The organism is Campylobacter showae (assembly GCF_963515975.1).
Lineage (GTDB): Bacteria > Campylobacterota > Campylobacteria > Campylobacterales > Campylobacteraceae > Campylobacter_A > Campylobacter_A showae_F.
Window position 1 is genome coordinate 1 of record NZ_CAUPZM010000042.1, and the last position, 8,938, is coordinate 8,938.

Below are 8,938 nucleotides of genomic sequence, written 5' to 3' on the forward strand. Positions count from 1 at the left end.
GCGTGCGCGTCGGTGTTTTCAAACAAAAACACGTAAGCGTTTTCGATCTCGCCGCTTTTATTTACCTTATATAGCTCGCTCGTGCGGTTGATGTTTAGCAGCATGCTCTCTTTTTTGGCGCTCATTAGCGTTAGCGCGGTCGCGGCGACAGCGATGGCGGTGCAGTAGCCGATGGTTTTAAAGCGAAAATACCGCACTTTTTGCTTGGTTTTTAGGGAATTTGAGCTCGTCCAGCTAATTAGACTAGGCAAATTTAGCCCCGACATCGTTTTTGTGCAGGCATCCACGCACTCTAGGCAGTTTATGCACTCTAGCTGCATGCCTTTTCTGATGTCGATGTGAGTCGGGCAAATTTTCACGCAGGCCTCGCAACCCGTGCACTCGTTTTGTGGTTCGGGCGGCTTTTTCCAGAGTTTGGTTTGTCCGTCGTAAATTTTACCGCCGCGCGTCTCGTCGTATATGACCTGCATGCTATCAGAATCGATCATCACGGACTGCACTCTGGCGTAGGGGCAAACGTAAACGCAAAAATTTTCACCCAAAAACGCTACGTCAAATATCAAAAACGCCGCGATAACAAGCCAAGCTCCGAGTAAAATTTTATGCTCGGCCGGGTCTGAAATTTGAGCGAAAAAGTCCTGCGGCGGGACGAAAAACCAGAGAAAATTTGCCGCCGCGATAAAAGCCAAAACGCTCCAGATCGCAACTGCTAGAGCCTTTTTAGCGCCGCTTTCGGCCTGTGTTTGCTTGTTTGAAATATTTTTGCGGATTTTTAAAATTTTAGTTTGGATGAGGTCGCGATAAATCGCGCGAAATATCGTCTGCGGACAGCTCCAGCCGCACCAGACGCGGCCGCCTAAATTCGTCATAAAAAATATAAAAATAAAAAAAATGATGAGCACGAAAGGCATCAAAAATAGCTCTTGGACGTTAAATTTAGCAAAAAACAGATGCAGCTCGCTGCGCTCAAAGCTTAAAAGGAAAAATTGATTTCCGTCGATAGATATAAAAGGTAAAACAAGCGCGGTACAGGTTATCAGGATGTAGGCAATATAGCGTTTGCTAGCAAATTTGAAATAATTTTTATACTCTTCTTTGGTCATAATTCGTCCTAATTACAAAGTAGTGATAATTTTGGATAAATTATAGAGTTAATGCTATTAAACGCGTATTAAAATTGCTATTACGCCAATTTTATGATGTATAATTTCATAAATTCTTTAAAAAGGAGATGTTATGCAAAAAATTTCTAGAAGAAATTTCATCAAAACCGGCTTCGCGGTAGCTGCGGTAGGCGCGTTAAATTTGCAGGCGGCACAGGAGGATGAGATAAAATGGGACGCGGAATACGACGTCTTGGTTGTAGGTAGCGGCCTTAGCGCAAACGTCGCGGGCATCGTAGCAGCCGAGGGTGGGCTTAGTGTAGCGCTACTAGAAAAGATGTCGCGAATGGGCGGCAACTCTGTAGTTTCTCAGCTTGATTTTGCCTGCGTGGGCACCGAGCAACAAGAAAAAGCCGGCATCAAAGACTCCATCGAGCTTTTCGTAAAAGATCTAAACAAAGCAGGCAAGGGCTTTAACTACATTGAGCAGTCGTACAGGATCGCTGAGAATTCAAAAAGAGCGTATGAATTCGTCAAAGCAAGAGGCGTGCAATACGCCGAAAAGCTAAAGCATCTGGGCGGACATAGCGTGGCAAGAAGTCTAGAGACCGTAGGCGGAGGCGGAGCGTGCGTGCAGGCGCTAAATTCTCACTTTGAAAGCAAGGGCGGCAAGACGCTAAAGCGCGTAAAAGTCGATGAAATCGTACTGGATAAAAACGGCGCGGCGATAGGGTTAAGAGTGAGAGAGGAATATAAATTTGATAAAAACCTAGCCGACGACGATGCGCAAAACGTTTCTGGGGACGTTAAATTTTATAAAGCTAAAAAGGCCGTAATTTTTGCAAGCGGCGGATTTTCGGCGGATAAAACCTTTAAAGCGGCGCAAAATCCAAGGCTCGCTCTAGCTTCCACTCCGTCAAATCCAGGTGCGACGGCAGGTGCGTTAAAAACCATGGTAAGGGCGGGCGCGATGCCTGTACAGCTTAGCCTGGGACGCTATTCGTTTGGTATTCCGACGGAGGATTTGATATTTGCTATTGCGGTCGACGGCAAAAACTCAAAGAGGTTTATGAACGAAGACGGCGATAGGCAGACTTTGTCCGATAATATTTTAGAAAATATGCAAAAAAATGAAAGTGATCTGTTCCCGACTATAATCTTTGACGAGACGGGATTTACCTCCAGTCACGACCCAAAAAGGCTGCAAAAGTTTATAGAAACCGGCAAGATGAAAAAATTTGAGAGCTTAGACGAGCTGGCGGCGGAATTTAAGCTAAATGCGCAAATTTTAAAAGAGGAAATAAAGCGGTATAACGAAAGCGTCGTTGCCAAAACCGATGCCGATTTTAAAAAAGATTTAACTAAAGTCGCTCCGATAGAAAAGGCTCCGTTTTACGCGATACTCGGGGCTCCTGGCATCAGCTATACTCCGGGCGGCGTGAGGGTAAATTTGAACTTTGAAGTTCTTAATATAAATGATAGCAAGCCTATTAAAAATTTATACGCTGTAGGCGAGGCGACGGGCGGCGTGCACGGATTTACGAGGCTTACAAGCTGCTCGACGCCCGATTGTATCAGCTCGGCGATGATAGCGGCGGAGCATATACTAAAAGGCTAAATTTAAAGCCTAGGCGTCGAGCAAAGCTTAAATTTATCAAATTTAAACTATAATCGCCGTCTATTTTAATTGAAAGGTGGTGAGGACGTTGCCTGGTATTAAGGTACATCCTAACGAGTCTTTTGACGAAGCTTACAGAAAGTTCAAAAAGCAAACCGACAGGAATCTTGTCGTGACTGAAGTTCGCGCAAGACGCTTTTTCGAACCTATGACCGAGATCCGCAAAAAACAAAAAATCGCGGCTCGCAAGAAAATGCTTAAACGTCTATATATGCTTAGACGCTACGAGTCAAAGCTCTAACCAAAAGGGTCGCTTCGGCGGCCTTTTCTTTTTTAAACTCCCGTTTAACTCGCATCAAAGCCAAAATTTGCCATAATCTACGCCAAATTTAACGATCAAAGGAAAAATATGTCCAAAGTGCCCGTGAGCGAGGCTGCGGAAATCTTAGGCGTAACCAAAGAAGCCGTTTACAACCGCATTCGTCGCGGCACGCTAAAAACCTTTGAAAAAGACGGCATAAAATACGTGGTTTTGGACGGCTACGAGCCTCAAACCGCACCCAAATCAGCGCCCAAAACTTCAAAATCCGCCAAAAGCTCGGAGCCAAAAAAATCCGCTAAAGCCGGCGAATTTGACGTGAACGAATTTCTACTCTCGCAAATCAGCGAACTAAAAGAACAAAATCAAAATTTGCAAGCCGATAAAGAGAGGCTTTTTCGCGAAAAAGAGCAAATTTTGCTAAATAATAAATCCGAAATCGCTCAAATTTACCGCGAAAGAGACGAGAAGCTAAGGGGATTTTTAAGCATGCTCGAGCGACCGCTGCTAGCGCGTCAAAACGGCGAATATGTAGCTCCTATCGACGTCGAATTCGTCGAGAGCAAGCCTGAAAACGAGGGTAAATGGACGAGCTTGGCCGAGTTTTTAAAATCGCAAAATTTAAGCGGCAAGAGCCTTAAGAAAACGCAAAATAAAATCATAAAAAACATCGGAAAATCAAAATTTATCAAATTTAAAAAGGGCGTGATAATGGTAAAAAGTAAGAAAATTTCAAAGGAGCTAGATAAAAAATGAGAGTTTTTAAAGGCATAAAAAAAGTAGCAAGCTACGCTGCTGTGGGCGGATTTGGCGCGGTCGTGATAGCAGGGCTGGCCGGCTGCGGTAGCAACGATAACGGCGGCGAAAGTAGCGCGCTAAACGAAGCGGCGCAAAAAACGGGAGCTTTCGTCATCATCGAAGAAACCGCGCCGGGCAAATATAAAGTCCTAGAGGAGTATCCAAGCAGCGAAACGCGCGTCGTGCTAAAGGATATCAACGGCACCGAGCGCGTTCTGAGCAAAGAGGAGATGGATAAACTAATCGCAGAGGAAAACGCCAAAATCGATGCCGGAACGTCAAATTTGACGAATCCGAACGCTCAAAACGCGCAACTTTCAAGCGGCGGCATGAGTATGGGCGAGGCGCTACTAGCCTCGGCCGCGGGCGCGATCATCGGCAGCTGGATCGGCAACAAACTCTTTAACAACCCGGGCTATCAGGCGCAGCGCCAAAGCGCGTATAAAAACCCGAGTGCGTATTCAAGGAGCGTAGATAGCTTTAACAAAGCCAAAGCCACGAGCTCGGCAAGTAAACCAAGCGGCGGAAAGAGCGGATTTTTCGGCGGATCAAGTTCAAGTTCAAGCTCAAGTTTCGGAGGATAAAATGATAAATTTAAAAAAAATCGAACCGCTAAATAGCGAATTTTTAGGCGAGATCGGCTTTACGTGGCACACCGATCCAGACGGCAGCGACTACGTAGCAGACGAGCTAGTCGAGGTTAGCGAGGCGCAGGCTGAGGCCTACTACAATGCCGCAAACGAGCTATACGATATGTTCGTCGCAGCCGCCCAGCACGTCATCGACAACAACCTCTACCACGAGGTCGGCATCCCGTTTAACCTCGTAGATCTCGTGCGCGAAAGCTGGGAAAACGACGTGCACTGGCATCTCTACGGTAGATTTGACCTTGCAGGCGGCCTAGACGGCAAACCGATAAAACTCATAGAATTTAACGCCGACACCCCGACGGCCGTGTTTGAGACGGCGATCATCCAGTGGGCGGCGCTTAAGTTTAACCGCATGGACGAGAGTGCGCAGTTTAACGACCTTTATGACGCGTTAAAGCAAAATTTTAGGCGCCTCGTAACGCTAGATGAGGAAACCGAGAGCTTTAACGAGCACTACGAGGGCTGGAAAATTTTATTTAGCTCGGTTGCAGGCAGTAGCGAGGACGAGCAGACCGTGAAGCTACTACAGTATATCGCCGAGGAGGCAGGCTTTCACACGGCGTTTGCTTACGTCGATGAGGTCGTATTTAACGACGAGGAGGGCGTGTTTTTTGGCAGCGAAAACTACGAGTACTGGTTTAAGCTCGTGCCGTGGGAGGACATCGCCGTAGAGGAAGGCGAGCTAGCCATCATCCTAAAAAACATCGTCCAAAATCAAAAAGCCATCATCCTAAATCCCGCATACACTCTGCTTTTCCAAAGCAAAGGTATCTTGAAAATTTTATGGGATCTATATCCGAATCACCCGCTTTTATTGCAAGCTAGCGACAAGCCGATCGCGGGCAAAAAATGCGTAAAAAAGCCAGTTTTTGGGCGAGAGGGCGCGAACGTGAGCGTGATTGAGGCCGACGGTAGCATTAGCTCGCAAAACGGCGGCGACTACGGTCAAAACCGCGCGATCTATCAGGAATTTTACGAATTTAACAAAGACGCCGCCGGAAATAGCTATCAAGCGGGCGTGTTTTTCGCCTACGAGGCGTGCGCGCTGGGCTATCGCAGGGGCGGCGAAATTTTAGATAACTACTCCAAATTTGTGGGGCACTTTATCAAATAAGGACGCAAAATGAAAATAGTTTGCCTCGATGCCGCGACGCTTGGAAGCGACGTAAATTTGGACATTTTTGGGCAGTTTGGAGAGTTTGTTAGCTACCAAACTACAGCCGCGGCCGAGCGCGTAGAGCGGCTAAAGGGCGCAGATGTCGTCATCACGAACAAGGTCGTCATCGACAAAGAGACGATGGATGCGTTAAATTTAAAGCTAATCTGCATCAGCGTGACAGGAATGAACAACGTCGATCTCGCGTACGCCGTGGCAAAAGGCATCGCGGTAAAAAACGTCGCAGGCTACTCGACGGCCAGCGTCGTGCAGCATACGTTCGCTTGCCTTTTTGCGCTGACGAATCGCATCAAATTTTACGACAATTACGCGCAAAGCGGCGAGTGGGCAAAGAGTGAAATTTTTACGAATTTAGACCGCAGTATCGGCGAGATAGCGGGCAAGAGCTTTGGCGTCATCGGCCTTGGCGAGATCGGCAGAGGCGTGGCGCGCATCGCGGCGGCTTTTGGCGCGAACGTAAGCTACTACTCAACTAGCGGCGCAAACGCGAACGCGGAGTTTAAAAGGCTAAATTTAGACGAGCTTTTAAGCGGCTGCGACATCGTGAGCATCCATGCTCCGCTAAATGAAAAAACGCGAAATTTGATCGGCGAGCGGGAGCTAAATTTGATGAAAGAGGGCGCCTTGCTCATGAACTTCGGACGCGGCGGCATCGTGGACGAAAACGCCGTAGCCCACGCGATAGATGGACGAAATTTGCGCTTTGCCTCGGATGTGCTAGAGACTGAGCCCATGCGCGCGGATCATCCGCTGCTTCGTATCAAAAACAAGGAAAATTTGATACTCACTCCGCACGTGGCTTGGGCGAGTTTTGAGGCTAGAGAGCGGCTCGTAGCGATGATCGTAAAAAATATAAAAGAATTTTTGAAAGGATAAAAATGGCAACTGAGCATAGTTTTGATATAAGTGCGGCGGTCGATATGATGGAGGTTAAAAACGCGCTAGAAACGGCGAAAAAAGAGATCGCGGCGAGATATGATTTTAAGGGGCTTGCGGCCGAGGTGGAGCTAAACGAAAAAGAAAAAATCATCATGCTTCTTAGCTCTAGCGACAACAAAATCGACGCGCTAAAAGACATCGTGATCTCAAAGCTCATCAAGCGAAACATCCCGCCGGTAGCCGTCACCGAGAGCAAACGCGAGAGCGCGAGCGGCGGAAATATCAAAGCGACGCTAAAGCTAAACGACACCCTAGATAGCGAAAACGCGAAAAAAATCACCAAAGCGATCAAGGACGCAAAGCTAAAAGTAACGGCAGCGATCCGCGGCGAAGAGGTGCGAGTAAGCGGCAAAAGCATCGACGATCTGCAAGAGTGCATTAGACTCGTGAAGGGGTTAAATTTGGAGTTGCCGATTAGTTTTAAAAACTTAAAATAGCGGTCACTTTCGCGAGCGCCTTTAAATGAGCTAGAAAAATCGTTGCTTGACTTTTGTATTCAAAATTTGACGGTTCGTCAAATTTAACCGCAAATTTAACGTATCGAAATTTTAACTCTCAATCTAAAATAAATAAGGATAAAAAATGGGCTTTTTTAAGAAAATTTTCGGCAAACAAGTCGATCTGGGCGAGCAAATGCCGATTTATTTCGCAAGTAACGAAGAGGACTACATGCAGCGCGCATTCGAGCAGGCGCGCGAGAGCTTTAGGTATTTTTGGCGCGAGCTTTACTGGGAGCGCCACAGGGTCGTGCGAGGGCTTGATTTTGCGATGGTTAAAATTTGCTTTTTAGACATCGTGGACGGCGAAGAAGTCGGCGAGCATATGTGGATTAACGACGTGGATTTTGACGGCGAGACCATCTCGGGCACGCTCGTAAACGAGCCTGACGCCGTGCAAAACGTAAAAAACGGCGACCGCGTGAACGCAAAGATGGACGAGATGAGCGACTGGATGTTTGCAGTGGGCGGACGCGCGTACGGCGGCTTTAGCGTGCAGGCGATGCGCTCGCGCATGCAAAAGGGCGAGCTAAAAGAGCACGATAAAGCGTGGGGGCTTGATTTTGGCGATTTTAACGATATTTTGGTGGTTTACGAGCAAAAAGAGCACCCGGAAAATTTAGCCGAGCATCCGATGAGCGAAAATATGCGCGAGCGGTTTGAGCAATACGTAAAAGAGAACCAAAGTATCATCACGGATGCCGATGAGCTCGGATTTACGCAGCTACACCGCGAGGCGCTCGCGGGCAATCTAGCGCTTGTAAACGTACTGCTGGCAAACGGCGCGGACAAAAACTTACGCACGAAAAGCGGCAAAACCGCGGCTGATTTTGCCAAGCATTTGGGCTGGAAAGATATCGTTAAAGCTCTTGCTTAATCTACCTTTAGCCCAAATTTGATGCTTAGCTAGATTTAGTCTAAATTTAAGAATTCTTAAAAATTCATCTTTACGGCGTTATTTTGTGCGGTTGTTTTGGCTGCGCAGCGCCGAGAACTTTAGAGCGATAGCGACGTTTAAGGCCTTACTTCCGCCGCTAGGTCACTCAAGCTGCGTTGGATAAGTCGTATTTTTGTAGCGGCCTCGGGATAAAATTTAACGCAGCCTATATAAAAAGATATATAAGCTCAACCGTAAATTTCTCCGGTAAAATTTACGTAAAATTTATTTAAATAGGTTAGACTAGGGCCTTAAAATTTTATTTTAAGTAAAACCTAAGTAAAATACGCGATAAAATTAAGAAAAGGAATTAATTGTGGGATTTAAGAATATTATAGAAAAATTTGCGGTAAATTACGCTCATAATTCTATTCAAAAATCACTATACAACGAATTTAACATAGATATTTTGACCACAACTTACACAAAAACTCCAAAAAAAGACAAAAAGTATATGCTCTACGCTCACGTGCCTTTTTGCCACACCTTTTGCCCGTACTGCTCGTTTCACAAGTACCACTACGAGCAGGAGCTTGCAAAAATTTACTTTGAAAATTTACGCGAGGAGATGAGGCAGGTCAAGGAGGCCGGCTTTGACTTTAGCTCGCTTTACGTCGGCGGCGGCACGACGCTTATCAACGAACCCGAGCTTGAAAAGACGCTAAAACTTGCAAAAGAGCTCTTTAGTATCGAAGATATCTCGGCCGAGAGCGATCCAAACCACATCTCGCCGGAGAGCCTCGGCCGTTTTGACGGGCTTATTGACCGCTTAAGCGTAGGCGTGCAAAGCTTTGATAACGAGACGTTAAAAAGAGTCGGCAGGTATGAGAAATTCGGCTCCGCCGAAGAGACGAAAAGAAAGCTCGAGAAGGCTCTGGGCAAGATCCCGGTCATAAGCCT

At 46.7% G+C, this 8,938-nt stretch carries 10 protein-coding genes; 9 read left to right on the plus strand and 1 reads right to left on the minus strand.

The features are described from left to right. On the minus strand, positions 1-1,103 hold a 1,103-nt coding region (gene ccoG, locus RWM02_RS10395; RefSeq protein WP_314072013.1), incomplete at its 3' end, for a cytochrome c oxidase accessory protein CcoG. Between the two features lie 133 nt (positions 1,104-1,236). Between ccoG and RWM02_RS10400 the strand changes: the two genes are divergently transcribed. The 9 genes from RWM02_RS10400 to RWM02_RS10440 all read left to right on the plus strand — a co-directional run. Next, on the plus strand, positions 1,237-2,721 hold the full coding sequence (locus RWM02_RS10400) for a flavocytochrome c (protein WP_314072015.1): 1,485 nt from the start codon (positions 1,237-1,239) through the stop codon (positions 2,719-2,721). 88 nt (positions 2,722-2,809) lie between these two features. After that, positions 2,810-3,022: a 30S ribosomal protein S21 gene (rpsU, locus tag RWM02_RS10405; RefSeq protein ID WP_002951513.1), complete on the plus strand. Its 213-nt coding sequence runs from the start codon at positions 2,810-2,812 to the stop codon at positions 3,020-3,022. A gap of 108 nt (positions 3,023-3,130) precedes the next feature. Beyond that, positions 3,131-3,796 carry a DNA-binding protein gene (locus RWM02_RS10410; RefSeq protein WP_314072018.1) on the plus strand — a complete coding sequence of 222 codons (666 nt, stop codon included), beginning with the start codon at positions 3,131-3,133 and terminating at the stop codon, positions 3,794-3,796. Then, positions 3,793-4,422 carry a UPF0323 family lipoprotein gene (locus RWM02_RS10415; RefSeq protein ID WP_122863360.1) on the plus strand — a complete coding sequence of 210 codons (630 nt, stop codon included), beginning with the start codon at positions 3,793-3,795 and terminating at the stop codon, positions 4,420-4,422. The genes RWM02_RS10410 and RWM02_RS10415 overlap by 4 nt, the downstream gene beginning before the upstream one ends. A gap of 1 nt (position 4,423) precedes the next feature. Then, positions 4,424-5,602, plus strand: a complete 1,179-nt coding sequence (locus tag RWM02_RS10420) for a glutathionylspermidine synthase family protein (RefSeq protein WP_390887766.1) — start codon at positions 4,424-4,426, stop codon at positions 5,600-5,602. Positions 5,603-5,611: 9 nt separating this feature from the next. Then, positions 5,612-6,541 carry a D-2-hydroxyacid dehydrogenase gene (locus RWM02_RS10425; protein ID WP_314072022.1) on the plus strand — a complete coding sequence of 310 codons (930 nt, stop codon included), beginning with the start codon at positions 5,612-5,614 and terminating at the stop codon, positions 6,539-6,541. Between the two features lie 2 nt (positions 6,542-6,543). After that, positions 6,544-7,041 (plus strand): YajQ family cyclic di-GMP-binding protein, encoded by a 498-nt coding sequence (locus RWM02_RS10430; protein ID WP_314072023.1) that lies wholly within the window; start codon positions 6,544-6,546, stop codon positions 7,039-7,041. A 145-nt stretch (positions 7,042-7,186) separates the two neighbouring features. Then, positions 7,187-7,978 carry a DUF2314 domain-containing protein gene (locus RWM02_RS10435; protein WP_122863364.1) on the plus strand — a complete coding sequence of 264 codons (792 nt, stop codon included), beginning with the start codon at positions 7,187-7,189 and terminating at the stop codon, positions 7,976-7,978. 376 nt (positions 7,979-8,354) lie between these two features. Then, positions 8,355-8,938 (plus strand): radical SAM protein (locus RWM02_RS10440; RefSeq protein ID WP_314072027.1); only part of this gene is annotated, 584 nt, incomplete at its 3' end.